This is a genomic window from Mucilaginibacter pankratovii, from assembly GCF_014773265.1.
Taxonomy (GTDB): Bacteria; Bacteroidota; Bacteroidia; order Sphingobacteriales; family Sphingobacteriaceae; genus Mucilaginibacter; species Mucilaginibacter pankratovii.
The window spans coordinates 320,236-345,711 of the sequence record NZ_JACWMY010000004.1 but is presented as its reverse complement, the minus strand read 5'-3'; the positions used below and the strand labels follow the sequence as shown (position 1 = coordinate 345,711).

At 46.1% G+C, this 25,476-nt stretch carries 27 protein-coding genes and 1 tRNA gene; 20 read left to right on the top strand and 8 right to left on the bottom strand.

All coding sequences use genetic code 11. From position 1 onward, the window contains the following. The first annotated feature begins 254 nt into the window (after positions 1-254). From IDJ77_RS10050 to IDJ77_RS10020, 7 genes are all read left to right on the top strand, one after another. Positions 255-1,412: a homogentisate 1,2-dioxygenase gene (locus IDJ77_RS10050; RefSeq protein ID WP_191188806.1), complete on the top strand. Its 1,158-nt coding sequence runs from the start codon at positions 255-257 to the stop codon at positions 1,410-1,412. 79 nt (positions 1,413-1,491) lie between these two features. After that, positions 1,492-2,616 (top strand): 4-hydroxyphenylpyruvate dioxygenase, encoded by a 1,125-nt coding sequence (gene hppD / locus IDJ77_RS10045; RefSeq protein ID WP_191188805.1) that lies wholly within the window; start codon positions 1,492-1,494, stop codon positions 2,614-2,616. Positions 2,617-2,747: 131 nt separating this feature from the next. Then, positions 2,748-3,212, top strand: coding sequence for a hypothetical protein (locus IDJ77_RS10040; RefSeq protein WP_191188804.1), 465 nt, complete (start codon positions 2,748-2,750; stop codon positions 3,210-3,212). A gap of 44 nt (positions 3,213-3,256) precedes the next feature. Then, positions 3,257-3,718, top strand: coding sequence for a YciI family protein (locus IDJ77_RS10035; RefSeq protein ID WP_191188803.1), 462 nt, complete (start codon positions 3,257-3,259; stop codon positions 3,716-3,718). After that, complete coding sequence (locus IDJ77_RS10030) at positions 3,693-4,382, top strand: DNA alkylation repair protein (protein WP_224751035.1); 690 nt, start codon at positions 3,693-3,695, stop codon at positions 4,380-4,382. Before IDJ77_RS10035 ends, IDJ77_RS10030 begins: the two co-directional genes overlap by 26 nt. Before the next feature lie 65 nt (positions 4,383-4,447). Further along, positions 4,448-4,945, top strand: coding sequence for a TspO/MBR family protein (locus tag IDJ77_RS10025; RefSeq protein WP_191188802.1), 498 nt, complete (start codon positions 4,448-4,450; stop codon positions 4,943-4,945). Positions 4,946-4,994: 49 nt separating this feature from the next. Continuing rightward, complete coding sequence (locus IDJ77_RS10020; RefSeq protein WP_191188801.1) at positions 4,995-5,534, top strand: hypothetical protein; 540 nt, start codon at positions 4,995-4,997, stop codon at positions 5,532-5,534. A 366-nt stretch (positions 5,535-5,900) separates the two neighbouring features. Here the strand turns inward: IDJ77_RS10020 and tamL are convergent, their stop codons facing one another. Continuing rightward, positions 5,901-8,294, bottom strand: coding sequence for a translocation and assembly module lipoprotein TamL (gene tamL / locus IDJ77_RS10015; RefSeq protein ID WP_191188800.1), 2,394 nt, complete (start codon positions 8,292-8,294; stop codon positions 5,901-5,903). Here tamL and IDJ77_RS10010 point away from each other — a divergent pair. The 3 genes from IDJ77_RS10010 to IDJ77_RS10000 all read left to right on the top strand — a co-directional run bounded on the left by IDJ77_RS10010 (position 8,285) and on the right by IDJ77_RS10000 (position 9,356). After that, positions 8,285-9,034, top strand: coding sequence for a TrmH family RNA methyltransferase (locus tag IDJ77_RS10010; protein ID WP_191188799.1), 750 nt, complete (start codon positions 8,285-8,287; stop codon positions 9,032-9,034). The genes tamL and IDJ77_RS10010 overlap by 10 nt on opposite strands. A 46-nt stretch (positions 9,035-9,080) precedes the next feature. Beyond that, a tRNA-Cys gene (locus IDJ77_RS10005) sits at positions 9,081-9,151 on the top strand. Between the two features lie 31 nt (positions 9,152-9,182). Beyond that, positions 9,183-9,356: a spore protein gene (locus tag IDJ77_RS10000; protein ID WP_078347886.1), complete on the top strand. Its 174-nt coding sequence runs from the start codon at positions 9,183-9,185 to the stop codon at positions 9,354-9,356. Positions 9,357-9,775: 419 nt separating this feature from the next. On the opposite strand, the gene tnpA is transcribed toward IDJ77_RS10000, so the two are convergent. Continuing rightward, positions 9,776-10,237 carry an IS200/IS605 family transposase gene (tnpA, locus tag IDJ77_RS09995; RefSeq protein ID WP_191188798.1) on the bottom strand — a complete coding sequence of 154 codons (462 nt, stop codon included), beginning with the start codon at positions 10,235-10,237 and terminating at the stop codon, positions 9,776-9,778. A 4-nt stretch (positions 10,238-10,241) separates the two neighbouring features. Then, positions 10,242-11,279, bottom strand: a complete 1,038-nt coding sequence (locus IDJ77_RS09990) for a quinone-dependent dihydroorotate dehydrogenase (RefSeq protein ID WP_191188797.1) — start codon at positions 11,277-11,279, stop codon at positions 10,242-10,244. A 95-nt stretch (positions 11,280-11,374) separates the two neighbouring features. Here IDJ77_RS09990 and IDJ77_RS09985 point away from each other — a divergent pair, with 95 nt between their 5' ends. The 7 genes from IDJ77_RS09985 to IDJ77_RS09955 all read left to right on the top strand — a co-directional run bounded on the left by IDJ77_RS09985 (position 11,375) and on the right by IDJ77_RS09955 (position 18,314). Next, complete coding sequence (locus IDJ77_RS09985; RefSeq protein WP_191188796.1) at positions 11,375-12,142, top strand: SGNH/GDSL hydrolase family protein; 768 nt, start codon at positions 11,375-11,377, stop codon at positions 12,140-12,142. Between the two features lies 1 nt (position 12,143). Further along, entirely contained in the window at positions 12,144-12,548 is a 405-nt protein-coding gene (locus IDJ77_RS09980; RefSeq protein WP_191188795.1) for a hypothetical protein, read from the top strand. A 63-nt stretch (positions 12,549-12,611) separates the two neighbouring features. Continuing rightward, complete coding sequence (locus tag IDJ77_RS09975) at positions 12,612-14,540, top strand: ABC-F family ATP-binding cassette domain-containing protein (RefSeq protein WP_191188794.1); 1,929 nt, start codon at positions 12,612-12,614, stop codon at positions 14,538-14,540. 372 nt (positions 14,541-14,912) lie between these two features. Further along, positions 14,913-16,163: a type IX secretion system plug protein gene (locus tag IDJ77_RS09970; RefSeq protein WP_224751034.1), complete on the top strand. Its 1,251-nt coding sequence runs from the start codon at positions 14,913-14,915 to the stop codon at positions 16,161-16,163. A 146-nt stretch (positions 16,164-16,309) separates the two neighbouring features. Further along, the gene (locus tag IDJ77_RS09965) at positions 16,310-16,834 is read left to right on the top strand and encodes an acyl-CoA thioesterase (protein ID WP_191188792.1); all 525 of its coding nucleotides are present in this window, start codon (positions 16,310-16,312) and stop codon (positions 16,832-16,834) included. Positions 16,835-16,886: 52 nt separating this feature from the next. Further along, positions 16,887-17,756 carry a pepsin/retropepsin-like aspartic protease family protein gene (locus tag IDJ77_RS09960; protein WP_191188791.1) on the top strand — a complete coding sequence of 290 codons (870 nt, stop codon included), beginning with the start codon at positions 16,887-16,889 and terminating at the stop codon, positions 17,754-17,756. 33 nt (positions 17,757-17,789) lie between these two features. Continuing rightward, on the top strand, positions 17,790-18,314 hold the full coding sequence (locus IDJ77_RS09955; RefSeq protein ID WP_191188790.1) for an O-acetyl-ADP-ribose deacetylase: 525 nt from the start codon (positions 17,790-17,792) through the stop codon (positions 18,312-18,314). Positions 18,315-18,411: 97 nt separating this feature from the next. Here IDJ77_RS09955 and IDJ77_RS09950 read toward each other — a convergent pair whose 3' ends face one another. From IDJ77_RS09950 to IDJ77_RS09935, 4 genes are all read right to left on the bottom strand, one after another. Further along, positions 18,412-18,819: an EVE domain-containing protein gene (locus IDJ77_RS09950; RefSeq protein WP_191188789.1), complete on the bottom strand. Its 408-nt coding sequence runs from the start codon at positions 18,817-18,819 to the stop codon at positions 18,412-18,414. A gap of 173 nt (positions 18,820-18,992) precedes the next feature. Continuing rightward, complete coding sequence (locus IDJ77_RS09945) at positions 18,993-19,739, bottom strand: carbonic anhydrase (protein ID WP_191188788.1); 747 nt, start codon at positions 19,737-19,739, stop codon at positions 18,993-18,995. Positions 19,740-19,751: 12 nt separating this feature from the next. Continuing rightward, the gene (locus tag IDJ77_RS09940) at positions 19,752-21,356 is read right to left on the bottom strand and encodes a SulP family inorganic anion transporter (protein ID WP_191188787.1); all 1,605 of its coding nucleotides are present in this window, start codon (positions 21,354-21,356) and stop codon (positions 19,752-19,754) included. A 143-nt stretch (positions 21,357-21,499) separates the two neighbouring features. Beyond that, positions 21,500-21,832, bottom strand: a complete 333-nt coding sequence (locus IDJ77_RS09935) for a hypothetical protein (protein WP_191188786.1) — start codon at positions 21,830-21,832, stop codon at positions 21,500-21,502. A 99-nt stretch (positions 21,833-21,931) separates the two neighbouring features. Between IDJ77_RS09935 and IDJ77_RS09930 the strand changes: the two genes are divergently transcribed. The 3 genes from IDJ77_RS09930 to IDJ77_RS09920 all read left to right on the top strand — a co-directional run bounded on the left by IDJ77_RS09930 (position 21,932) and on the right by IDJ77_RS09920 (position 24,932). Continuing rightward, positions 21,932-23,473, top strand: coding sequence for an acyl-CoA carboxylase subunit beta (locus tag IDJ77_RS09930; protein WP_191188785.1), 1,542 nt, complete (start codon positions 21,932-21,934; stop codon positions 23,471-23,473). Between the two features lie 118 nt (positions 23,474-23,591). Further along, on the top strand, positions 23,592-24,017 hold the full coding sequence (locus IDJ77_RS09925; RefSeq protein WP_191188784.1) for an endonuclease domain-containing protein: 426 nt from the start codon (positions 23,592-23,594) through the stop codon (positions 24,015-24,017). Positions 24,018-24,098: 81 nt separating this feature from the next. Beyond that, complete coding sequence (locus IDJ77_RS09920) at positions 24,099-24,932, top strand: isocitrate lyase/PEP mutase family protein (RefSeq protein ID WP_191188783.1); 834 nt, start codon at positions 24,099-24,101, stop codon at positions 24,930-24,932. A gap of 99 nt (positions 24,933-25,031) precedes the next feature. Here the strand turns inward: IDJ77_RS09920 and IDJ77_RS09915 are convergent, their stop codons facing one another. Then, positions 25,032-25,394 (bottom strand): helix-turn-helix domain-containing protein, encoded by a 363-nt coding sequence (locus tag IDJ77_RS09915; RefSeq protein WP_191188782.1) that lies wholly within the window; start codon positions 25,392-25,394, stop codon positions 25,032-25,034. Between the last annotated feature and the right edge of the window lie 82 nt (positions 25,395-25,476).

Genomic DNA, 25,476 nt, shown 5'->3' with positions numbered 1-25,476 from the left:
AAACAGTTTTACTTTTCCCTTGGGCTCACCTCTATGAGTGATGCTTCGTCCTTCAGGGATGCTGTGCTCGCTACTGCCGTTTTAGCGCAATACTAACTTCTTTATTGTAAGGTTTTAATATTGAAAGGAGACGGTTGTGTTTCTGCTGTCTATTAAAACTATTCCCCCATTTCAATCGTTTAATAATTAATGATTTAGGTTAAGCTTTTAAAAACTTTCCAACCTTAAAACATTCCAACATTTAAACCAATACCATGCCTATTTACCATACTTTAGGGAGCATCCCGCCTAAGCGGCATACGCAGTTCCGTAAGCCCGATGGCACCTTATATGCCGAAGAACTGGTTTCTACCGAAGGGTTCTCCAGTCTGTATTCGCTGGTTTACCACACTTACCCACCTACCATCGTAAAGGCGCTGGGCGAGCCCTACTCCGTTGAACCAAAAATAGCCCGCGAAAAACACCTGAAGCATACCAGCCTCATTGGTTTTAATATCGAACCTGTCGACGATTACCTGCAAAGCCGCAAACCGGTATTGGTAAACGCCGATCTGCATATCTCCCTTGCCGCGCCCCGTAAAAGCATGACCGACTATTTTTACAAGAACAGCCAGGCCGACGAGGTGATCTTTATCCACGTTGGCAGCGGTACTTTAAAAACCGGCTTTGGGAAGATCAGGTTCGAATATGGCGACTACCTGGTTGTCCCTCGTGGTACTATTTACCAGCTGGAATTTGATACGCCCGACAATCGTTTGTTTATTGTAGAGAGCTTTAGTCCCATACGCTCGCCAAAACGCTACCGAAACGCATACGGGCAACTAATGGAACACTCGCCCTATTGCGAACGCGATATTAAGCGCCCTACCGATTTGGAAACGCACGATGAAAAAGGCGACTTTAAGATCCTCATTAAAAAACAAGGACTTATTTATCCCTACATCTACGGCACGCACCCCTTCGATTTTATCGGCTGGGATGGCTTCCACTACCCATGGGCATTTTCCATCCACGATTTTGAACCGATAACCGGTCGCCTGCACCAGCCGCCGCCGGTGCACCAAACGTTTGAGGGCAATAACTTTGTCATCTGCTCTTTTGTGCCACGGAAGTTTGATTATCACCCGCTCTCTATCCCTGCCCCATACAACCACAGCAATGTGGATAGCGACGAGGTGCTGTACTATGTAGACGGTGATTTTATGAGCCGCAAAAGTGTAGTAAAAGGGCAGATAACCCTGCACCCCGGCGGCATCCCGCACGGCCCTGCACCGGGCTCGGTGGAAAAATCTATCGGCAAAGAATTTACAGACGAACTCGCCGTAATGATAGACCCCTTCCGCCCGCTGATGCTAACGGAAGATGCGGTGAGAATTGAGGACGAAAATTATTATAAGAGCTGGGTTATTTAAGGTGAAAGGTTAAAGCTAAAAGGTTAAAGCTTTTGGAAATTCACTCATTCACTAACTCGCTCATTCACTAATTAAAACCATGGAAACACTAACATTAGATACAAAACCAACCACAACAGATTTTTTGCCGCTTAATGGTACAGATCATGTTGAATTTTACGTGGGCAACGCCAAGCAGGCGGCGCATTATTATAAAACCGCTTTCGGTTTCCAGGACCTGGCTTATGCCGGGCCGGAAACGGGTGTGCGCGACCGTGCATCGTACGTTTTACAGCAGGGTAAGATCCGGCTGGTGCTTACTACCCCGCTGCATTCTGATCACCCCATTGCCGAGCATATTAAAAAGCACGGCGACGGTGTAAAGATCCTGGCCCTTTGGGTGGACGATGCCTTCGACGCGTTTAAACAAACCGTAAAACGTGGTGCAGAGCCTTATCAGGAACCAAAATCCATCACCGATGAATTTGGCGAAGTTCGCACCAGCGGCATTAAGCTGTACGGCGAAACCGTGCATTTATTTATCGAACGCAAAAATTATAAGGGTGCGTTTTTACCTGGCTATAAGCCTATGCAAACCACCTACCAGCCAACCGATACCGGCCTGCTGTACGTAGACCATTGCGTGGGCAACGTGGGCTGGCATAAAATGAACCAATGGGTTAATTTTTATGAGGACATTATGGGTTTTCGTAACATCTTAACCTTTGACGATAAGATGATCTCTACCGAATACTCTGCCCTGATGAGCAAGGTAATGAGCAACGGAAACGGCTACGTAAAGTTCCCAATAAATGAACCGGCCGAGGGCAAAAAGAAAAGTCAGATAGAAGAATACCTGGAGTTTTACGAGGGCGAAGGCGTACAGCACCTGGCCCTGGCCACAGCCGATATCGTAAAAACCGTTACCGACCTGCAAAGCCGTGGCATCGAGTTTTTAACCGTGCCTACCACCTACTATGATGAACTCACCGCCCGTGTCGGCCATATTGATGAAGACCTGGGCCCTCTAAAAGAGCTCGGCATCCTGGTAGACCGGGACGACGAGGGTTACCTGTTGCAGATCTTCACCAAGCCCGTGGAAGACAGGCCTACGCTGTTCTTCGAGATCATCCAGCGCAAAGGCGCCAAATCCTTCGGCGCGGGTAATTTTAAAGCTTTGTTTGAAGCGATTGAACGGGAACAGGAGTTGAGGGGAAACCTTTAATAGATTTCGGAATTGGGAATTTCGATTTCGGATTTATACTTTGAGCCGGGCTGATTAGCCCGGCTTTTTAGCTCTATAACAATAAACGGTTTCTGTTATCTTTAGAGAACTAAAACCTCCTATCATTTATTATGAAACGTATTATCTGTTTATCTCTTTTGATTGGCCAACTGATGGCATTTCCAGTTACATTGAAAGCTCAAAATAAATTATTTATAAATCCTAACCCCGTTACACATCATTTGAACAACGGCATTCCAATAGGGAAAACCGACTTTGACAACAAGGTAGCCAAATACCTCAAAATGATGATGAATGGTTTTGAATTCGACAAACAAGATTATATAGACATGGTGAGGATATATAATACGATCGGCTGGTCGTTCGAAACACCTCGCGATAGTTACCGCTTATTTTATGATGCATTTTTAGTTGTACACGTTAGGCCCGCCGTGAAAAAACTAAATGCCGGATTAAGTAAAGGCATGTCGTATTACTCCCCTAAGTACAATTTGTATATAGGCGACGGACCAATCATAAAAGATGGTATCCGCAGCAGCGATAACAGCAAATTCAAAGTTGACACGCTACGTTAGAACAGATTACCTATCTTTATTTCACAATCCTAAAAACCTGCTGTATGTTACGATTAAAACTATTGCTGCCATTGCTGTTCATCGGGATGGCCTGCCTTGCGCAAACCGAAAAACCTGTTTATGATGCCGCGCTTGCCCAAAAACTGGGTGCCGACCAATACGGTATGAAAAAATATGTAATGGCTTTCCTTAAAGAAGGTCCAACAAAAATCACCGATGCCAAAGCCGGGCAGGAGCTGCAGATGGCACACTTACGTAATATTATGAAACTGGCCGCCGAAGGCAAACTGGTTGTGGCAGGCCCGTTTATGGACGATCAGCCTATTCGCGGGATCTTTATCTTTAATGTTGAAAGCATTGAAGAGGCCCAAAAACTAACCGCTACCGACCCGGCTATAAAAGCAGGTACTTTGGTGATGGAGCTGCACCCTTTTTATTGTACTGCCGCACTCATGCAAGTGAACGCTATTCACAATTCCATTGAAAAAAAAAGCGTTGCCGACTAAAGCACAAACCGATGCCGATAGCATCATTGCGCTGCTTAAACAGCAGGCCGATGCCAAATACCTGGCAGGGATGCTACGCTTTGGGATAGAGAACCAACGTGCCCTCGGCGTGAAGATCCCCGAGGTGCGCAAAATAGCTAAAGCTTATAAAAAAGACCATGAACTGGCCCAGCAGCTTTGGGCCACCGGCATCCATGAGGCAAGGATAATGGCCTCGATGGTGGATGACCCGGCAAAGGTGACCGAAAAGCAAATAAACGAATGGACCAAGGAATTCTACTCCTGGGACCTTTGCGACCAGGTTTGCGGCAACCTGTTCGACCGTACACCCTTTGCTGTAGATAAAGCCCATGAATTTAGCCTGCGCCAGGAAGAATATGTAAAACGAGCAGGCTTTGTGCTGATGGCAGAATATGCCGTTCACAATAAAAAAGCGCCCAATGAGGTATTTATGCAGTTCTTCCCCATAATGGAACGGGAAGCATACGACGACAGAAACTTTGTAAAAAAAGCAATTAACTGGGCGCTAAGGCAAATTGGCAAACGGAACGGTATCCTCAAGGTGGAAGCTGTGGACACCGCCCGGCGGATTCTTGCGCAGGATAGCAAAGCGGCTAAATGGATAGCGTCAAACGCCCTTACAGAGCTTTTAAACCGTCCTTAATCGCCAACAGAAGTCGAACAATCGCAGATTAAACATTTGAGTTGTCGGCGTGTTATAATGATACCATGAAAGCCTCCTCATCCCTAACCAGGTTCCAGCTTATTCCGTTTGCCATCAGCCTTTTTATCACACTGGCTATTGGCGGTGTTGCTACGCTCTTTACCCGCCCCGAGATCAAAGGCTGGTATGTTACCCTCAACAAACCGGGCTTTACGCCGCCAAACTGGCTCTTTCCGGTTGCGTGGACAACGCTTTACATCCTTATTGCCACGGCAGCCTACCTGGTTTGGAAACGCCGCGACGGCACACCGGTTTACAAAACCACGTCCATTATTTATACTATACAGCTGCTGCTTAATTTTTCATGGTCGATAGTTTTCTTTGGGATGCACCAAATATTTGGCGGGCTTATCGTCATCGTGCTTTTGCTGGTGTTCATCATTCTTAATATCGCCTGGTTTGGCAGATTCAGCAAAACGGCGGCCTGGCTGCTGGTTCCTTACCTTGTTTGGGTAAGCTACGCCACGCTGCTCAACATCAGTATTTATATACTAAATAAGTGATGGAAAAAATACTATTTTTATTGCAGGCTATATCCGCCTAAATACACTAATGAAAAAGATACTTTTTACCTGCTGCCTGTTTATCGTTGCGTCGGGTTTTGCTTTTGCAGATACCGTTTCTATCAAACATTTTGTGGTGAAGGAAAACCCCTTCGCTAAAGACGAGATAGCTGTTGTAGCAGTTGATACCGGCAAAAACATCCAGGAAAATGTGAACGGCACCTTCAGCTTTACTATCAATGGCTTTGTAGAAACCCTCAAGTTTGAAAAAGGCACCGCCTTTTACCGCCACAAGCTGGAAAAATCGAGCTTTATATTTGCCCGCCATCAAAACGACGAGGGTACCACCTCTATGCTGTACTACGTTTACCGCCACGACAGCAAACTCACCCCGGTAAAAATAAGCTGGATCCTCCTGATAGCCATACCCTTAGGCTTGGTTTTAATAGGCTATATGTTTAAGCGCTTCATCATCATCGCGCTTATCATCTTCTGTATCTTCCTGTATTTTAACTATCACAACGGCCTTAGCATACCCACGTTTTTCCAAAGTGTGCTGGATGGGTTGAAGGGAATATTTGCAGGTTAGAGGTTAGAGGTTAGAGGTTAGAGGTTAGAGGTTAGAGGTTAGAGGTTAGAGGTTAGAGGTTAGAGGTTAGAGGTTAGAGGTTAGAGGTTAGAGGTGAACGCCACTCTCTATTAGTTTGTTTGCGAAAATTCTTTTACTTAGCCAAATTTTTGCGTTCGGGATTGCAGCGGATACCGGCCATGTGGTTAAGGCCTGTGCAGTATGAGCGGAAAGCCCGGGCCGAAGGCAACGCCCTAATTCAATTGATTATATCTGTCTATTTACAACTTCTCCATCATCTAACCACTGAACTTTAAAGCACCAACAAATTAATACCTCACCTTCAATCTTACTCATTCACCATTCACTAAATCAATCCCTCACACATTAAAACGGCAGCCCTATACCAAAGTTCAGCTGCATAAAATTGTAGCTATCGCCTACGTAGTTGCCATTTCCGTCTAAACCGGTGCTGTTTGCCTTGATGTAGGCCTTCTTAAAATCGCCCGCTTTAAACAGTTCGTTGGCGTGTTTAATGAGCACCCACTGGTCTGATCCGCTAAACTGCGGGTCTTTAAATTTAAAGGCAGCATCCAGCCGGAAGATAAAGAAGCTCAGATCGAACCGAAGCCCGGTACCGATGCCGATAGCGGTAGAATTGAACAGATTATTAAACCTGAATTCGCCGTTAGGATTATCAGCAGTTTTGTGCAGGCGCCATACGTTGCCCATATCCATAAACAAGGCCCCCTTAAGTTTCGAGCCGAAGAAGTTATCAACCAGCTTATAACGGTACTCAATGTTGGCCACCATTTTTATCTCACCAAACTGGTCGAGATATTTTAAACGTGCCCTTGTGGTATCTGCAACGCCGCCTACGCCATAACTGGCGCGGTTAAACTGCCCCGGGCCAAGCGTACGTGGCAGCCAGGCGCGGATATCGTTAGCACCGCCGGTGTAAAAGTTCTTTTCAAATATCAGCTGGTTGCTGTTGCCGTAAGGGATACCAATGCCGGGGCTGAAACGGAAGATAAACTGCCGCTCTCCGCCAAGGCTTTTGTACAGGCGATAATCAATTTCGGTCTTTACGTATTGCGAAAAGGCGTTGCCGAAAAAGGTACGCTGGCCAAGGGTATCTTTAGGTGTTTTGAAAGCGCGGCTTAGTAAATTAAGCGTACCACCGCCCATATCCAGGCTTCCGCGGAAATAGTAAAAATTCTCGTAAGTATTTAGCTTGATGCTGTTATACTGAAAGGTGTACTGGCTGCCCGATGTAAAAGTTGTGCGGCCGATAAGGTAAACATACGAATAGCGGTTTTGCCTCAGCAGCTCTGCCTTGGCTATTGGGTCGATACTCCCGCTGGAAAACTCGATATTAATTGGGGTAATAGAGTGCTGCTTGGTGCGGGTATCGAAGAAATCGTAAGTGATGGAGTTGATCCAGCTGCGGCGCTGCACCAGTCCCTTTTGGTAAAACAGCGAGAAGTTGGTAGAGAAGGTGGTATGCGGCACCCCAAACTTGGCCAGGTTAGGGAAATCAAACGGCGATACAATGCGCGGGTATATCAAACTCACCCCGGCTTTAAACTCCTGGTTCTGGATGCCTTTACTGTCGCCGGCGTTGCGCCCGCTATCAAATAAAATGCTCCAGTTTAGTTTCACCTGTAACGCGGCGGCCTGCTTAAATAAATTACGGTTGGTAAAGGTATTACCTATGTTGTAACCGTACCGCCCGCCGTTGAACAGGAACTCCGCCTCCACCCGGTCGCTCATACGCTTAAGCGGGGTGATATCTATCCGCGTGTTCAGCCTGTTGGTACTATCGGGCAGTTTTTCGTAAATAGGGCTGGGTACGTTCCTGAATACGTTTAACTCCGATAAGCGCGAAGTAGTGAGCGTTTGCATATCGATATCAAACAAGCGCCCCTTCTTCTGGAAAATATAATCGGTTACCGTTTTTGGCTTAAATCTGCCGGAGTAATCTACATACCTGAACTGCGAATCCACCTGTATCGTATCGGGTTTACCTGTTTTGCGGCCATTGGGTTGTGCAATGGTTATCAGTGTGTTATTAATGGTATATGTTGGATGAGCCGGTTTATCCGCGGGGTTATCAATAATCATTACCAGGTCTACAATGCTTTGGTTATAGCTCGAGTCGGGCTCAAAGTTGATATACTGGCGGTAAAAATCAAAGTAGCCGTTCCGTTTCATCACCTGGAAGAACTGGTCGCGGTCATACGCCAGGCTATCGGTATCAAAGCGGCTGCCCGGGTTTACATGAGAGTATTGCGCTTTTGTGCGGCTGTAGAGGGCTTTTACGTTAGGGTCGGCAATACTATCCTTATAGTTGCGGATACGAAACATCGGCCCTTCGATAGCGGTAAATATCAGTTCGGCCTTTTGCTTTTTGACGACGATGGAATCAGAAACCTTTGCTTTGAGGTAGCCCTTGTTTTGCAGGTATTTTTGCAACTGCAGGCGCGAAAACTCCACCAGGTTACTATCCAAAAGGCGTGGTGCCTCGCCAATGTTACGCTTGCCTTTTTTACTGAAGGTGTAATAAAATTGCAGGTTGAGCCAGTTGTTGGGCTGCTGCTCTTTATCTACATAGTTAACGGCTGCTTCGGCAAATTCCTTATCAATACCTTTTAGAGTAAGCTTGCGTACAATGGCCTGGTTTGGTTTTATTCCACGCGTAACGCTGCAGCTGGAGATAATAACCACCAAAATACTTAATATTGCAATACGGTAATGGCCGGGTGTTAAATATGCTTTCAAAATCTCAGATCAGTTTACTAACGTCTTTACAACATAAAAAGTTTCGCCGGGAGAATGGTTTGTTTTTGGTGGAGGGGTACAAATCCATTATTGAATTTGCCGGTTCGCCCTACCGTATTCAAACCATTTACCATACGCCTGGTATCGCCCCAAAATTGCTTAATTTATCCCGAAAAATAAACTTTCAGGAAATTTCGTTAAACGAGCTGCAAAAAATAAGCGCTTTAAAGAACCCTGCCGATGCAATTGCGGCCGTTAATATACCCGAATGGGCAGGTTTTAGCGATAAGGACCTGAAGAATAAATTCACTTTGGTACTTGATGGTGTGCAGGATCCGGGCAATATGGGCACCATTATCCGCACTGCCGATTGGTTTGGCATCACCAATTTGGTGTGCAGCGAGGATACGGTAGATGTTTATAACCCAAAAGTGGTGCAGGCCACGATGGGGAGTTTGGCGCGGATGAATATTAATTATACCGATTTGAAAGAGTTCCTCCGCTCGGCAAAGCTGCCCGTTTATGGCGCTTTGTTAAATGGAAAAAGTATTTATAAAACCAATTTTGGCACTGAAGGACTGGTAGTTATGGGCAACGAAGGCAACGGCATCCGCCCCGAAATTGAAGCTTTGATCAATAATGCGGTGACGATTCCGCGCATTGGCGGGGCCGAATCGTTGAACGTGGCTATAGCTACCGCGATATTTTGTTCAGAAGTTGCAGGAAAATCCTCCAAATAAAATTGATTGGCAAATAATAATTACTATTTTTGCAGTCCTTAAAAAAGGTCGGATGGCCGAGTGGCTAGGCAGAGGTCTGCAAAACCTCCTACAGCGGTTCGAATCCGCTTCCGACCTCAGGGTTAAAACATTTATTAAATAAAAGATCATGGGCGTTACTCGTTTAAAAAGAAAAGATAGAAGAAACAAAACTTTCTCTCGTTTAGAAGTACAGTTTTTAAAGTTAGCTACTAACATTGAGTTAGGCAGCCGTTCTGCAGAGAAAAAAGATAGCCAGATAGCAAAAAACAATGCTGTTTTAGCTATTGCTGCAGGTAAATAATCTCTATCTACACAAAAGAATTTGAAGGTGTACCAATTAATTGGTACGCCTTTTTTTGTTGGGGGAATTTTAATCTGAACCATGATTTACACGATTTAAGGATTATGGCCAGCACCGCTCGGTAGGATTTGCAAGTTTTAGGGGGCACCTACGGAGCCTAAAATCCCATTCGATTCTTTCTATAAACAGGATGCTCCTAACGGAGCGTTGAAATTTTGTAATTATAAAAATTATGGTTGATAGGGATTCCGGGCGGAATCCCTTGTTTATAGCATGACCATAATAGCCGGTTCGTGAGGGCCACAATTACATCAATAAAAATCAACGCTGTTCCTGCGCTCCGTTAGGAGCATCCTGTTTATAGAAACACGGACAGCGTTCCCCGGCTCCGTAGGTGCCTCCTATCGCCTGCTAATTGCCTATTCGAAAAAATCAAACACGTACCGCTCATCAAACTGCAATTCAAATTTCTGCAACAAGCCTAAATATTCTTGCTTAAAGGTTTTCTTTTGATGATGTGCCTCCTGGTTGAGCACATAGTTAACTACTTTATCTATATGCGAATGCGAATAGGAAAAAACGCCGTAACCTTCCTGCCAATTGAATTTACCGGCAACCCACCCCTTACTGTTAATAAAATCGTTACTCTCCACCTTGATTTCCTTAACAAAATCAGAAATGGACATAGTTGGCTTAAACCCAACGAAGATGTGAATGTGGTCGGGCATACAATTTACCGCCAGCATTTTGGCTTTGCGGTTTTGCACAAGCCCTGTGATGTATTTATGCAACTCCTCTTTATGTGCCTTGGGTATCAGGCTTTGCCTGTTTTGTACAGCAAATACAAATTGTAAATAAATTTGAGAGAATGTATTTGCCATAATGCTACAAGGATAACAGCTCTTTATTAATTTTTGATATCAACCCTGGTCCCTCATAAATAAACCCGGTATACAACTGCACCAATACCGCGCCTGCCGCAATTTTCTCCACCGCATCCTCTGCCGAATGAATGCCGCCTACACCGATAATAGGGAATGCGCCGTTGGATGCTTTGTGCAAATAACTGATCACCTCGGTAGAGCGCTTGGTTAATGGCTTACCGCTTAGCCCACCCATTTCATCTTTAAATTTCGATGTTAGCCCTTCGCGACTGATGGTGGTATTGGTAGCGATGATGCCAGCTATGCCGGTTTGCTTTACAATATCGGCGATATCATCCAACTGCTCGTTGGTCAAATCAGGTGCTATTTTAAGGAGGATGGGGCGGCTGATACCGTTTTTGCTATTACGTTGCTGCAGGGTATTCAGGATATGCATTAGCGGCTCCTTTTCCTGTAGGGCGCGCAGACCCGGCGTATTGGGCGAGCTTACATTAACCACAAAATAATCTACTACATCAAACAACCTGTCGAAGCATTTGATGTAATCGCTCACCGCATCTTCGTTAGGCGTAACCTTGTTTTTGCCGATGTTACCGCCGATAATGAGGGCGGTTTCGCCTGGTTTTAAGCTTTTGCGGTAAGTAGCAATGCGTTCGGCAGCCACATCAACGCCTAAATTATTAAAACCCATACGGTTTATCAATGCCTCATCTGCAGGCAGGCGAAACATGCGGGGCTTATCATTACCGGGCTGAGGCAGTGGGGTAACCGTACCAACTTCTACAAAACCAAAACCCAAAGCGCCCATTTCTGCTATCAGTTCGGCATTTTTGTCGAAACCGGCAGCCAGGCCTACAGGGTTCTTAAACTTCAGGCCGAATACTTCTTTCTCCAAACGCTTATCGTTAGACGCCCAAATAGCTTCGCTGATGGCGGTACCGCCCGGCATTTTATTAAAGCGTTTTAAATTGCGGGTAACAAAGTAATGCACGTTCTCCGGGTCGAACTTGAACAGCAGGGGTTTAAGCAGTTGATACATGTCGCGAAGTTACCGTTTTTAATATTTAAGGGTAAACATCTTAAAGAATATTGTAATTTAGTTGCTGTCCGATTTATCCGAACATCTACGCATAAATGAAGAATTTTTTATTGAACTCGCGCCGTAACTTTATCAAAAGCGCCGCTATTGGCACGGTTGCTACTTTGTCTATCCCGCAAATTGTATCTGCCGCCATTGGTACCTCTTCGACAAAAAAAGTGGAGCTGAGCGATAATGACGTGATCCTTTTCCAGGGAGATTCCATCACCGATTGGGGCCGCGACCATAAAGCCACCGAACCCAATACCACCAACATGCTGGGCACCGGATACACTACTTACGCCGCCAGCGAGCTCTTACTTAAACATCCACAAAAGAACTTCAAAATATACAATCGCGGCATCAGCGGCAACAAAGTTTATCAGCTTGCCGAACGCTGGGAAGCCGATTGCCTCGCCCTGAAACCAAACGTGATAAGTATCCACATCGGCGTAAACGATTTTTGGCACAGTCTCACCAGCGGCTACAAAGGCACTATTGATACTTACATTAACGATTATAAAGCTCTGCTGGAGCGTACACAAAAAGCATTGCCGGGTGTAAAATTCATCATCGGCGAACCCTTTGCCTTAAAAGGGACCAAATTTGTAGATGATAAATGGTACCCTACCTTCCCGTTATTCCAAAAGGCAGCAAAAGACATGGCCGAGCAATTCGATGCGCCGCTGATCCCTTTGCAAAAGATCTTCGACAAGGCACTGGAAGTTGGATCTGCCAATTACTGGACGCTGGATGGCGTACACCCAAGCGTAGCAGGCTCCAGGTTAATGGCAGAGGGATGGTTGCAGGTAATGAAAGGATAATATGGGAAAGTTTATATTAACAATTACGCTGCTTTTATCGGTATGGGGTTTTAGCCCTCCTGCAACTATAAACGGTAAATGGAAAGTGGGCGAGGTACAAGTATCCGCCATAACGGAGAAAGCAACTCCAAAACAAAAGGCCATGCTTGTGGCACAAACCAAAAAGATGTTTATTGGCCAGATATTTGATTTCCGGGATGGGCAGGCTTTCTCTATGTCGCCCGGTATGCCAACTATGCCTGGCAATTTAACATGGTCTTATAACGCATCAACAGGCATTTTGCTTATAACGGAGGCTAATGACCCCCGCAGCCGGATTTTCGACATGGCTGCATCGGAACAGGATGGCAAGGTTATTTTCACTATCCGCGACGCGCCAATTGCATTAACCATGCACAGATTATAGGCTAATTACCTCATTTACTATTCCGTTTTATCCTCTCCCCGCAAAACCGTATCTTTGCGGCAAATGATCGCTATAAATAACCTTACGTTTGAGATTGGTGCGCGGGCGCTGTACGATGAAGCTAACTGGCATATAAAACCAGGAGAAAAAATTGGCCTTATTGGCGCCAATGGCACCGGTAAAACTACCCTTTTGAAGATCATTGTAGGCGACTACAAGCCTACCTCTGGTACGATATCCATGGCTAAGGACCTTACCATGGGTTACCTTAACCAGGATCTGCTCTCCTACTCATCCGATAAGAACATCGTTCACGTTGCCATGGAAGCCTTTGAGCGCCAAAACCAGCTGCACGATGAGATTGAGGCCCTGTTGAAGAAACTGGAAACCGATTACACCGAAGACCTTTTACATAAGCTAAGCGATAAACAGCACGAATTTGAACTGCTTGATGGTTACAACATCGAATACAAAGCACACGAAATTTTAGCCGGCCTTGGTTTTAGCGAAGCGGATTGCCAGCGCAAACTAAGCACCTTCTCGGGAGGCTGGCGCATGCGCGTAATGCTCGCAAAGATTCTGTTACAAGCCCCTGATATTCTTTTACTGGATGAGCCTACCAACCACTTGGATTTACCGTCCATACAATGGCTGGAAGATTATTTGAAAGCCTTTAACGGCGCTATCATCATCGTATCGCACGATAGGTGGTTTTTAGATAAGGTGATAAACCGTACGGTAGAATCGCGCAAGGGTAAGCTGAATGTTTACGCGGGTAACTATACTTTTTACCTGGAAGAAAAAGCCTTACGCGCCGAAATTCAGCGTGGTGAGTTTAAAAACCAACAATCGAAAATAAAACAGGAAGAGCGTTTGATCGAACGTTTCCGTGCTAAAGCTTCTAAGGCCAAAATGGCCCAGTCGCGTATAAAAATGCTGGATAAAATGGAGCGCGTTGATGACGTGGATGATGATAACCCGGAGGTTAACTTCAGCTTCCGTTTCAGCAAGCAAAGCGGCAGGCACGTGGTTACCATGGAGCATATCACTAAGAAATATCCTGCAATTGATATTTTGGACGATGCCGAAGCGATCATCGAGAAAGGCGATAAAATTGCTTTGATAGGCGCCAACGGTAAAGGTAAATCAACCCTGTTACGCATTGTAGCGGGTGCAGATACCGAATACGAAGGTACCGCCCAAACAGGCCACAACGTAACGCAAACATTCTTCGCGCAGCACCAGTTGGAATCGTTACACCTGGAGCACCAGATACTACAAGAGTTGCAGGCATTCGCCCCAAAACATACCGACACAGAGCTCCGTTCGATATTAGGTTCGTTCCTGTTTACCGGCGATGATGTGTTTAAGAAAATCAAAGTACTATCGGGTGGTGAAAAATCGCGCGTGGCCTTAGCTAAAGCCTTAACTGCCGATGCAAATTTTTTAGTACTGGATGAGCCTACCAATCACCTGGACATGGCTTCAGTAAACATCCTGATACAGGCCCTGCAGCAGTACGAAGGTACGGTAATCGTTGTATCGCACGACAGGTATTTCCTGGATAATGTAGCCAACAAAATTTGGTTTATCGAAGATCAGAAGATAAAACAATACCCGGGCACTTACGCCGAGTACGACGTCTGGAACGCCAAACGTATTTTGGAGCCAAAAGCTGCAACACCTGCCCCTCAGCCAAAAAAGGAAGAGAAGAAGGAGGTTGCCCCGGTTAAACAACAAGCCAGCGGCGATAATAAGCACCAGCAGCTAAAAAAACTTAACCAGGACCTGGGCAAGCTGGAAGACAACATTGCATCGGTAGAGAAAGAAATAAAAGCGATGGAGGCTCAACTGGCCGACAACAGCATTTTTAACCAGGCCGAGAAGTTGAAGCAGATAAACAATAACTATCAGCTAAAAAAAATGGAGCTTGGCGGCTTACATCAAAAATGGGAAGCCCTGGCCGACCAGATAATGGAGCTGGAAGCGTAAGAAATATATGCCTTCATAATCAAAGGCCTTTCTTAAACGGAAAGGCTTTTTTATTTGTCATCCTGAGGAACGAAGGATCTAATCGCCCGTGTGCATAGTGGAAAATAGATGTTTCGCTCCTCAGCATGACAACAGCCCCTTGAAATAATTTCCCACCCTCTACGTTTTTGTGCTATTATTGCGATAATGAAACAAGCGTTTTTGCCCCGGATTTTTAGTAGCACTCCTTTATTCCCCTCTCGAGAGGGCGCGCGCGGACTGGTGTGGTGGCAGGGGAGTGTTCGCCCCTATGCAAATAGCGCAAAACATTGGGTACGGAACACGCACCTCCCCCCCTCTCAAGAGGGGAATCGCACATTCCCCCGCTTTTCATTGTCCTTTATTATTCTTTGTCTCCTCATCCAAACCGCCTCCTTCGCCCAAGCCCCTTACGGCAACTACGTTTTCCGCCCCGAAATAAAAAGCGTTGAGTTTTACAAGGTGGATAAGCAGGCGGCATCCTTCCCGGTGATCAGTTTAAACAGCGACGAGAAGGTTGTTTTAGGCTTTGACGACCTGAGCGGTGGCAGCCGCAATTTTTATTATACCATTGAGCATTGCGATGCCAACTGGAAATCATCTAACCTCTCCCCTGCCGAATACCTGCAAACCTTTATGGACGACAGGCTTTTTAACTACTCCTATTCATCGGGCACGTTCCAAAAATATACTCATTATGAGTTAACGCTGCCAAATCAAAATATCGCCCCCAAAATATCGGGCAATTATATTTTAAAGGTTTACGAAGATGGCGACCTTAATAAAATGATCCTTACCCGCCGCATGTACGTACTAAACAGTCGGGTAGCCGTTGGTGGCACCATCGCCTCGTCGAACAACGTATCGGCAAGGCGCACTAATCAAAAACTAAATTTTACGGTAGATTATGGAGGCTTGAACGTGCAAAACCCCAATCGTGATATCCGCGTGCTGGTGATGCAAAATAACCGACCCGAAACCGGTAAAATAAACAACGTACCCACCTACATCCGCGGCACGCAGTTGGTTTATAATGATGTAAACATTAACGATTTTGCAGGTGGTAACGAGTTCAGGCATTTTGATACACGATCATTAAAGGTAAATTCGGAACGGATTGCGCGGATCTACCGCGACACGGCCAACACCGTAATGCTGCTGGGCGACCCAAACCGTAACCTGCCCAACTACACTTTACTGTATGATAACGATGGCAAGTACTACGTCATCAACCAGGATGGCCGCGATTCGCGCACGGATGCGGATTATGCGCATATGTATTTTAATGTAGGCACCAATAAATCGGAGACCGAAGGCACGCCCTACATCATTGGCCAGTTTAACGATTATAAGATAGACGAGAACAGCCGCATGAAGTTCGATAGTCGTGGCCGTTTCTATACAGACCTGTTACTGAAACAAGGCGTTTACGATTACATGTATGTTTGGGTGAACAACGCTACTAAGCAGCCCGACTACTTCGCACTGGAAGGCAATTACTTTGAAACCGAAAATGAATACCAATTATTGGTTTACGCCCGCCCCGCAGGCAGTCGCTGGGAGGAACTGGTGGGTTATAGTTTGTTAAGGACGGTAAGGCCGTAAATATTTTTTTGTAGAGACGCGATACTTCGCGTCTCCCTTAGGACAGGTAACAGATATTCGTTTTATAAAACATTCATCAAGCCGCGAAGTATCGCGGCTCTACGATGAAACAGATTATTTCCCCCTTAAAAACTATCTTTGCATATATGAAAGGAAAAGCGCCCAAAGAATCATTCACCATCATGAACGAATTGGTATTACCCAACGATACCAACACCCTCAACAATTTAATGGGTGGGCGCCTGCTGCACTGGATGGATATAGCCGCTGCCATATCCGCGCAAAAACATTGTAACCGCGTGGTGGTAACCGCATCGGTAGATAACGTATCTTTTCATCACCCCATAAAACTGGGCGATGTGATCACCATTGAGGCAAAGGTTACACGTGCGTTCACTACATCGGTAGAGGTGCGGATGGATGTTTATGCCGAGAATATCCCCTTAGGCACCCGCAATAAAAGCAATGAGGCGTATTACACCTTTGTGGCCCTTGATAAAGACGGCGGCAAAGTAGCTGTTGCCCCGTTGCTCCCAGAAACCGAAGACGAAACAGAACTTTACGAAGGGGCCCTTCGCCGCCGCCAGTTAAGGTTGATTTTGGGTGGTAAAATGAAACCGGATGATGCTACGGAATTGAAGGCTTTGTTTTTTGCTGCGCAGAAGAAGTAATATAGGTCTTCTGTAACTTTCTCGCTCCCCATCAATCCAAATAAAAAACCGGATGATGAGAAATATCTGCCTGCTTACCTTTGCGCTGCTCTTTACCTGCTGCAATACTGCACCGGCCCAAAACAAACTGCAATTTTCCATCCCCTTTACTTTGGTGGATAACCGCCCATTTATCGAAGTGAAGATCCAAAACAAAACTCTTCATTTCATACTGGATTGCGGCGCTACCGATGTTATTGATGTGACGACCGCCCGGGCTTTAAACCTTAAGTTGGAAAACGAGACCACCACCAGTGGCGCGGGAGCCAAACGGATGCCCTCCTGGGAAACTACGGTTGATACTACACGCATTGGCAAAATGACTTTAGTTAAGAGAGATTTCAATGTGGTGGATCTGTCCGAAATAAAAAACAAGCTACACCTGCCCTACCTGGACGGCGCTATCGGCTATAATTTCATGAAGGATTATATCGTGCAGTTTGATTACCCTAACCATACGGTAAACTTTTATAGCGCTTACGCCGGTAAGAGTGGCGTGCCCTTCAGCATGTATTACCATATCCCAAAACTAAAAGCTACTATCGACGGAAAACCCGCCACCCTCATTATGGATACCGGCGACCGCACCGCCCTTACCGTATTTAACCATTACGCCGAAAGCACAGGCATTAAAACCCGCTACCCTTTATCAGATACCAGCATCACCGGTTACGGCATTGGCGGGCCTATTTATGCCCGCACGTTTATACTAAAGCAGATAGGCATTGGCAAACAATTAATAGCCAATGTACCTTCCCGCATCCCCATGCTTAAAACAGGTGGCTTTGCCGATACCCAAATAGATGGCAGCATAGGCGGCGGCATTTTAAAAAGGTTTAAATTCACTATCGATTACAAAAAGAGCCTGCTTTACCTCGAGTAACAAACCCAAGCCGCAAAATTCCGTTAATACCTTATGGACAAAAGAATAAAACTTCAGCAAGGCGATATCACCAAATTACAGGTAGACGCTATTGTGAACGCAGCCAACAGCAGCCTGATGGGCGGCGGCGGGGTAGACGGCGCTATTCATCGTGCAGGTGGTAAGCAAATACTGGAAGAGTGTATTAAAATTATAGACCGCCAGGGGCGTTGCAAAACCGGCAACGCGGTTATTACCACCGGCGGCAACCTACCCGCCAAATATGTTATCCATACCGTTGGCCCGGTTTATAATGGTGGCAAAAATGTACTGAAGGAAGAAGAACAATTGGCCAATTGCTATAGCAACAGCTTAAAGTTGGCCATGGAGAACGGCATCAAAACCATCGCCTTCCCCAATATCAGCACCGGCGTTTACCGTTTCCCAAAACAGCGGGCGGCAGAGATAGCGGTAGCAACCGTTGATAATTTCCTCGCCGAAAATGAGCAAATGAAAGACGTGATCTTTATTTGTTTCGACGACGAAAATTTTGGCATCTATCAAAAACTCGGATTGTAACGATAGCCTAAAAAACGGTAAGAAAAGGGCGCGTTTCTATACCATTTTTAGATAAAAAACACCCAAAACCCCGTAAAAACGCGCAAATTTTCGGAAGTTAATTATTCGCCAGTTCCAGTATCCGGTCAAATTCCTCGCGTTTAACCGCCATTACCGATAGGCGGCCCTGGCGCACCAGGCCGATATCTTTCAGGCGCTCATCGGCTTTTATTTCCTCCAGGGTTACTGCGCGTTTAAGAGGCTCTACAGGCTCAAGATCTACCACTACCCAATTTGGGTCTTCGGTGGTAGGGTCCTGGTAGGCTTCTTTTACTACGCGGGCAATACCTACAATTTCTTTACCCTCGTTGCTATGGTACCACATCACCAGATCGCCGTTTACCATCAGTCGCAGGTTGTTACGCGCCTGGTAATTACGCACGCCATCCCAAAAGGTGCGGCCCTCTTTATTGAATTTTTCCCAGCTATATTTAAATGGTTCTGATTTTACCAGCCAATGATTCATGATAATAGTGCTATATTAAGAAGCAAATATGATAAAAATGCCCCTGTAAACTAAATAGCAGACTAACATATTTACGCAAATACCACACAGCCGCAAAACATTCGCCAACAAAAAACCCCGGCTGCATAACTGCAAACCGGGGCTAATTTAAACCTCACCTCAACATGAGTATCTTAATGTGCAGCTACGGCATCTTCGCCGTGCAGTTCGTATACATAACCCAGGTTCTGCGGGCTGCTGCTGGTTACTTTTAAGTCTTTTACAAGGCCGCTGCCCAGGTCTATCACCCAGCCATGTACCTCCAGGTCGTGGCGTTCCATCCAGGCATTCTGTACGATGGATGTTTTGCACAGGTTGTAAACCTGCTCGCTTACGTTAAGCTCAACCAGCCGGTTAACCTTTTGGGTATGGTCTGTTATGCGGTCCAGTTCGTGGCTGTGCAGGCGGTACACATCTTTAATGTGGCGCAACCAGTTATCAATAATACCAAATTGCTTGTTGGTAAGCGCGGCAGCAACGCCACCGCAGCCATAATGGCCGGCAACTATTACGTGTTTCACCTTCAATACGTTAACCGCATAATCCAGCACGCTCAGCATATTCATATCCGTGTGGTTACATACGTTGGCAATGTTACGGTGTACAAATACTTCGCCCGGCTTGGTGCCGGTAACCTCGTTTGCCGGTACACGGCTGTCTGAGCAGCCTATCCACAGCACTTCAGGGCTTTGACCTTTAGCCAGGTTGGTGAAATATTCCGGGTCCTCGCCAATGCGTTTAGCCACCCATTCGGCGTTATTTGCTATCAGCTTATTGTAGCTGTCTTTTTGTGCAAGCGATATTTGGCTTACATCGATTTTTGGTTTGCTTTCGCTGCCATTAAGGCCGTTGTTGTTTTTTTTGTTCTCTATGGTCGACATGGTAATGTTCTTTTAAAGTTTATAAACTAATTCTTTCAGCGGCGGAACGTCGTACCTTTCTTTGACGTCTACCAGTTGTACAATAATGCCCTTGGTATAGGCATTGTGCTTATAATTATGGATGATCTCCAACACATCCGGGTCTATAAAGCGCGAGTTGGAGGCATCAATGATCACATCGCTACCTTTTGGTAAGCTGGTAAGCGTTACCTGTATGGCCGCTTTATTCAGGAACGATACTTCTTCTGCAAGCCTCAGGGTGATGGTCTTTTTATCGCCTTTGGTGGTTATCTGGTAAAAGTATGGGTTGCGCAAATTGGTACGCAGTATATAAAATATACCTACCAGCATACCTATCCCTACACCAATTAGCAGATCGGTAAACACTACGGCCACAATAGTTACCACAAACGGGATAAACTGATCGAGCCCTTTGTGCCACATATGCTTAAACAGGCTTATACGTGCCAGTTTATAACCCGTCATTAACAAGATAGCTGCCAAACACGATAGCGGTATCTGGTTGATTAATTTGGGGATAAATAAAAGGGATAAAAGCAGCATCAGCCCGTGAAAAACGGCGCTTACCTTGGTACGTGCACCCGCATTTACGTTAGCAGACGAGCGTACGATAACCGCTGTCATAGGTAAACCACCAAGCAAACCGCTCACTAAATTGCCAGCCCCCTGAGCAACCAGCTCGCGGTTCGTCGGTGATATTCTCTTTATTGGGTCTATTTTATCAACAGCCTCCAGGCTCAGCAGCGTTTCTAAACTCGCTACCACGGCAATGGTGAAGGCTGTAATCCAAACTTCTTTATTGGTTATGGCACCAAAATTCGGGCTTTTAAACAGCGCGAAAAACTCTCCGCTGTTATTCACCATCGGTAAGTTAACCATCTGTTTTTCCTGCAATGCCAACCCTGTCCCGGCAAATAAGGCGCTCAATCCAATCCCTGCCAGCACCACTAATAACGGGGCAGGCACCATGGCCACCTTCTTAATTTTTGGCCAGTAGATCATTAATAACAAGGATACCCCTGCAATAATAACCGCGCCGTAATTGATCTTGCCGAATGCGCTCATGATCCCGCTGAAGGTGTTGTTACCTTCTCCTGCTTCACTAAAGCCTTCATCGCCTTCAAAATCTTTATCATAGCCAACAGCATGCGGAAATTGTTTCATGATGAGGATAATGCCGATAGCGGCCAGCATACCTTCTATAACGGGAGACGGGAAGTAATTAGCAATAGTACCGGCTTTTATAATACCCAGCAGTATTTGAAGTGCCCCGGCTATCATCACCGCTAATAAGAATGTTTCGTACGAGCCGAGCTTAGTTATAGCATTTAATACGATAACGGTTAAACCCGCGGCAGGCCCGGCAACGCTCAATTGCGAACCGCTAAAAATACCAACCACAATACCACCAATGATACCGGTTAATATCCCCGCGAAAAGCGGCGCGCCGGATGCCAGCGCAATACCCAAACATAAAGGCAGGGCTACCAGGAACACCACGACACTTGCGGGCAGATCTTTTTTTAGATTTTTAGACAGGAAATATTTTTTCAGGTTGAGATCGCCGCCGGCGATGCCTCCTTGATTAATTTGCATAACAGATTTTTTTTAGAATGAATTTGGGGACCTACAGCGGATTTGCCTAAGCCGCAATAATTGCGACAAAGCACGCTGCCTCAGCCGTAAACAAAATTGTACGGCTGGCTACCCGGTTCAGTAATTGAACCGGCGAAAAGATATTATGCGTTGGGAGGTGGGGTAGGTACTACCGGGTGGTAAAGCTGCTGATAAAGCGAGTGCTCCTGGTTATGCAATATGTTGGTTTCAACAATAAAAGTTTTGAATACAACAAAATGAAGGTAATTCTCATCGAAGATTTTTTTCTCCTTAAAGGCGTCCTTCTCAGGATCCTCCTTTTCAGTTTTCGATTCGTGCTCCAACTGCATAATAACCGCGTTCACCGCTTTATTATCGAGGCATAAAAAAGCAGGTGCAATGGATATAACCATCTTTGCAACAAAGATGCTCATAAACAAAACCACTACCGAAAGTTTTAAATTTCTTGCTTTCATGCGTCGCAAATATAGTAAAATCTATAAACCAAAAACACCGAAATAACAATCTTACAATTTAATTACTAATTTTAGCGCTGTACCTAATAAACCGGGATAGTGAATAAAAAGTTAGAGATATTACAGCAAAAGCGCCAAAAAGCGCTCGAAGGTGGCGGCCACGCCCGTATAGAAAGTCAGCATAAAAAAGGTAAACTAACTGCACGCGAGCGCCTTCACTTTTTATTGGATGATGGCAGTTTCCAGGAAATTGGGATGCTGGTTTCGCATCGCTCTACCGATTTTGGGATGGAAAAAGAAAAGTACCCGGGCGACGGCGTGGTTACCGGTTATGGTACCGTGAATGGCCGCCTGGTATACGTTTTCTCCCAGGATTTCACCGTATTCGGCGGCTCCCTATCAGAAACCCATGCCGAAAAGATCTGTAAAATAATGGATCTGGCCATGAAGAACGGCGCACCCGTTGTCGGGTTAAACGATTCGGGCGGAGCCCGCATCCAGGAAGGCGTGGTATCTTTAGGTGGCTACGCCGATATATTTTACCGCAACACCATGGCCAGCGGCGTAGTGCCACAGATATCTGCCATTATGGGCCCCTGCGCGGGCGGTGCGGTGTACTCACCTGCCATTACCGATTTTATTTTGATGGTAGAGCATACCAGCTACATGTTTGTAACCGGCCCCAACGTGGTAAAAACGGTTACGCACGAGGTAGTAACCTCCGAAGAGCTTGGTGGTGCTAATACCCATGCCACTAAAAGCGGCGTAACACATTTTGCCTGCACCAACGAGATAGATGCCATACAGCATGTAAAAAAACTACTGAGCTATATGCCCCAGAATTGCGAGGACCGCGCCCCTTCCCTGCCCTACGAAGCAGGCAACGAAAGCCGCCCCGCGTTAACCACCTTACTGCCCGAGAACAATTCACAACCTTACGATATCCGCGAGGTGATTGAAGAAGTAATAGATGGTGGCTCGTTCTTAGAAGTTCATAAAGATTTTGCGGAGAATATTGTTGTCGGCTTTGGTCGGCTGGCAGGGCGCAGCATTGGCATTGTGGCCAATCAGCCTGCGTTTTTAGCGGGGGTGCTGGATATCCATTCCTCCCAAAAGGCCGCCCGCTTTGTCCGCTTTTGCGATAGCTTTAATATCCCTCTGCTGGTGTTTGAAGATGTACCGGGCTTTTTGCCGGGTACCGACCAGGAATGGAACGCCATCATCACCAACGGCGCTAAACTGCTGTTTGCCTTTTGCGAAGCCACTGTCCCACGTATTACCGTTATCACCCGCAAGGCTTACGGCGGCGCTTATGATGTAATGAACTCCAAGCACATTGGTGCCGATATGAACTTTGCCTGGCCAACTGCTGAGATTGCCGTAATGGGCGCCAAAGGCGCCGCCGAAATTATCTTTAAACGCGAGATCACCACGGCTGAAGACCCGGAAGCAAAATGGCGCGAAAAGGAGCAGCAGTACGCCGAGATCTTTGCAAACCCCTACCGCGCTGCCGAGCGTGGTTTTATAGATGAGGTGATTGAGCCTGCGGAGACCCGCATCAAGCTTATCCACGCCTTTAAAATGCTGGAGAATAAAGTGGTGAACAATCCGAAGAAGAAGCACGGGAATATTCCGTTGTAGAGTTCAGAGCTGGGGATTTCGAATGTCCGATTGCCGATTTGCGGGCTTTTGTAGCTAATCCCTCCCTCGGGAGGGTAGGGAGGGGTTAACCACGCGCAAGGAAACGAATGTCAAAATAATGGCCAAAATAATTCCATACAACCCAAGCTTAAAAGCATTAGCCCGCAAATTACGGGATGAAATGACTTACGGCGAAGTGCTGCTGTGGAACGAGTTAAAAGATGATAAATTATGGGGCTTTGATTTCGACAGGCAACGGTGTATTGACAATTACATCGTTGATTTCTTTTGCAAGTCGTTAATGCTGGCTATCGAAGTGGATGGCATGTCGCATAATCATGAAGAAGCTTTTCACAAAGACGAGATTAGGCAGCAAAAGTTGGAAAGTTTAGGAATAACATTTATCCGCTTCAGTGAGGCTGAGGTAAAATATGATATGCTAAATGTGATGCGGGGTATTGAAGAAATTACTCTCCGGCTTATAAAGAAAGACAGTTCCATGAAACTTCCGAAAGATTTTCCATTGGAGGTATTAGATGGTTAATTATTTAATTCTCAAGGCATAGTTCAAGAACCCCTCCCTGCCCTCCCGAGGGAGGGATAAGCTCAAAAATTGAAATCTACCATGGAAAATCATACCCAACACCAAAAAGCGCTCGCCTTTAAAGCCCTGCACCAACGCAGCGGTATATTTGCCATCCCAAACCCATGGGATGCGGGTTCGGCGCGAATACTGGCAAGCCTGGGCTTTGAGGCACTTGCTACCACCAGCGCAGGTTTGGCATACTCCTTAGCCAAGCCCGATGGCGAAGGCGTGGTAACTTTGCAGGAAGCATTGGCCAATAGCGAAGCCATCAGCGGGGCGGTTGATCTGCCCGTATCTGCCGACCTGGAGAACGGCTACTCCGATGATCCGGAAGGATGTGCCCAGGCCATTTTGCTGGCCGCAAAAGCAGGTGTAGTAGGTGGTTCCATAGAAGATGCTACTGGCAAAGCTGATGCACCCATTTATCCCTTTGAATTATCGGTAGAACGCATCCGCGCAGCCGTTGAAGCCGCAAGGAGCCTGTCGTTCCCTTTTATGCTTACCGCAAGGGCAGAAAACCTCATCCATGGTGTTATCGACCTGAAAGACACCATTAAACGCCTCGAAGCTTACGCCGAAGCAGGTGCAGATGTACTTTTTGCACCGGGACTAAAGTCTGCCGAGGACATTGCAACGGTTGTAAAAGCCGTAGCGCCGAAGCCGGTAAATGTAGTAATGGGGTTGTCGGGCACAAGTTTTTCGCTTAATCAGTTAGAAGACCTGGGTGTAAAGCGGGTGAGCTTGGGTTCATCTTTAGCGCGTGCAGCTTACGGTGCATTTATCAATGCAGCCTCGGAAATTAAAAATACCGGTAAGTTTGATTTTGCAAACGGGATAATCCCTTACGGGGATTTGAATAAGTTGCTGAGATAGGATTCCACATTCGCCCGGCTAATTAACTCACCCCAATGCGCTACGCTGTTCTACCCTCTCTACCTGCGATAAAGAAGGTGAAAATAGGAAGGCTTTAAATTACCCTGCCTTTTGTTGCTCAGCGTTTCCCTTAATTTCCTGTAGTTCCAGCTCGTAGGCGCGCATGCGGGCGTGGAGGATATCCACCTCGGTACGCAGCATCTGAATTTCGGTGATAAGTTTGGCTGATTCGGGCTTGTGAATGTTCTTTTCGCCGGTGCCGAGGATGAGCCATTCGGGCGAGTATTTAAGCTGGAAACATAGCTTGCGGATAAGGTAATAGCTGATGTCCTGCTTTTTATTGATCACCTTGCTGATGAAGCCCTGGTCTACCCCAATAGCGTTTGCCAGTGCAAGCTGTCCGCCATGCTCCTTTACTATAACCTTTATCCGTTTTACAACCGCGTCGTCTGACATACTCATTGGTTGCAATTATAGTAAAAAAGTTCATAGTTTATAGTTCATGGATGATGGTTCATTGTTCATAGTAGCTTCGGCCATGAAC

What these genes read in the sequence shown, in the direction of transcription:
- IDJ77_RS10050 (WP_191188806.1), top strand. Translation starts at nt 255, where the DNA reads ATGCCTATTTACCATACTTTAGGGAGCATCCCGCCTAAGCGGCATACG.
- hppD (WP_191188805.1), top strand. Translation starts at nt 1,492, where the DNA reads ATGGAAACACTAACATTAGATACAAAACCAACCACAACAGATTTTTTG.
- IDJ77_RS10040 (WP_191188804.1), top strand. Translation starts at nt 2,748, where the DNA reads ATGAAACGTATTATCTGTTTATCTCTTTTGATTGGCCAACTGATGGCA.
- IDJ77_RS10035 (WP_191188803.1), top strand. Translation starts at nt 3,257, where the DNA reads ATGTTACGATTAAAACTATTGCTGCCATTGCTGTTCATCGGGATGGCC.
- IDJ77_RS10025 (WP_191188802.1), top strand. Translation starts at nt 4,448, where the DNA reads ATGAAAGCCTCCTCATCCCTAACCAGGTTCCAGCTTATTCCGTTTGCC.
- IDJ77_RS10020 (WP_191188801.1), top strand. Translation starts at nt 4,995, where the DNA reads ATGAAAAAGATACTTTTTACCTGCTGCCTGTTTATCGTTGCGTCGGGT.
- IDJ77_RS10010 (WP_191188799.1), top strand. Translation starts at nt 8,285, where the DNA reads ATGCTTTCAAAATCTCAGATCAGTTTACTAACGTCTTTACAACATAAA.
- IDJ77_RS10000 (WP_078347886.1), top strand. Translation starts at nt 9,183, where the DNA reads ATGGGCGTTACTCGTTTAAAAAGAAAAGATAGAAGAAACAAAACTTTC.
- tnpA (WP_191188798.1), bottom strand. Translation starts at nt 10,237, where the DNA reads ATGGCAAATACATTCTCTCAAATTTATTTACAATTTGTATTTGCTGTA.
- IDJ77_RS09990 (WP_191188797.1), bottom strand. Translation starts at nt 11,279, where the DNA reads ATGTATCAACTGCTTAAACCCCTGCTGTTCAAGTTCGACCCGGAGAAC.
- IDJ77_RS09985 (WP_191188796.1), top strand. Translation starts at nt 11,375, where the DNA reads ATGAAGAATTTTTTATTGAACTCGCGCCGTAACTTTATCAAAAGCGCC.
- IDJ77_RS09980 (WP_191188795.1), top strand. Translation starts at nt 12,144, where the DNA reads ATGGGAAAGTTTATATTAACAATTACGCTGCTTTTATCGGTATGGGGT.
- IDJ77_RS09975 (WP_191188794.1), top strand. Translation starts at nt 12,612, where the DNA reads ATGATCGCTATAAATAACCTTACGTTTGAGATTGGTGCGCGGGCGCTG.
- IDJ77_RS09965 (WP_191188792.1), top strand. Translation starts at nt 16,310, where the DNA reads ATGAAAGGAAAAGCGCCCAAAGAATCATTCACCATCATGAACGAATTG.
- IDJ77_RS09960 (WP_191188791.1), top strand. Translation starts at nt 16,887, where the DNA reads ATGATGAGAAATATCTGCCTGCTTACCTTTGCGCTGCTCTTTACCTGC.
- IDJ77_RS09955 (WP_191188790.1), top strand. Translation starts at nt 17,790, where the DNA reads ATGGACAAAAGAATAAAACTTCAGCAAGGCGATATCACCAAATTACAG.
- IDJ77_RS09950 (WP_191188789.1), bottom strand. Translation starts at nt 18,819, where the DNA reads ATGAATCATTGGCTGGTAAAATCAGAACCATTTAAATATAGCTGGGAA.
- IDJ77_RS09945 (WP_191188788.1), bottom strand. Translation starts at nt 19,739, where the DNA reads ATGTCGACCATAGAGAACAAAAAAAACAACAACGGCCTTAATGGCAGC.
- IDJ77_RS09940 (WP_191188787.1), bottom strand. Translation starts at nt 21,356, where the DNA reads ATGCAAATTAATCAAGGAGGCATCGCCGGCGGCGATCTCAACCTGAAA.
- IDJ77_RS09935 (WP_191188786.1), bottom strand. Translation starts at nt 21,832, where the DNA reads ATGAAAGCAAGAAATTTAAAACTTTCGGTAGTGGTTTTGTTTATGAGC.
- IDJ77_RS09925 (WP_191188784.1), top strand. Translation starts at nt 23,592, where the DNA reads ATGGCCAAAATAATTCCATACAACCCAAGCTTAAAAGCATTAGCCCGC.
- IDJ77_RS09920 (WP_191188783.1), top strand. Translation starts at nt 24,099, where the DNA reads ATGGAAAATCATACCCAACACCAAAAAGCGCTCGCCTTTAAAGCCCTG.
- IDJ77_RS09915 (WP_191188782.1), bottom strand. Translation starts at nt 25,394, where the DNA reads ATGAGTATGTCAGACGACGCGGTTGTAAAACGGATAAAGGTTATAGTA.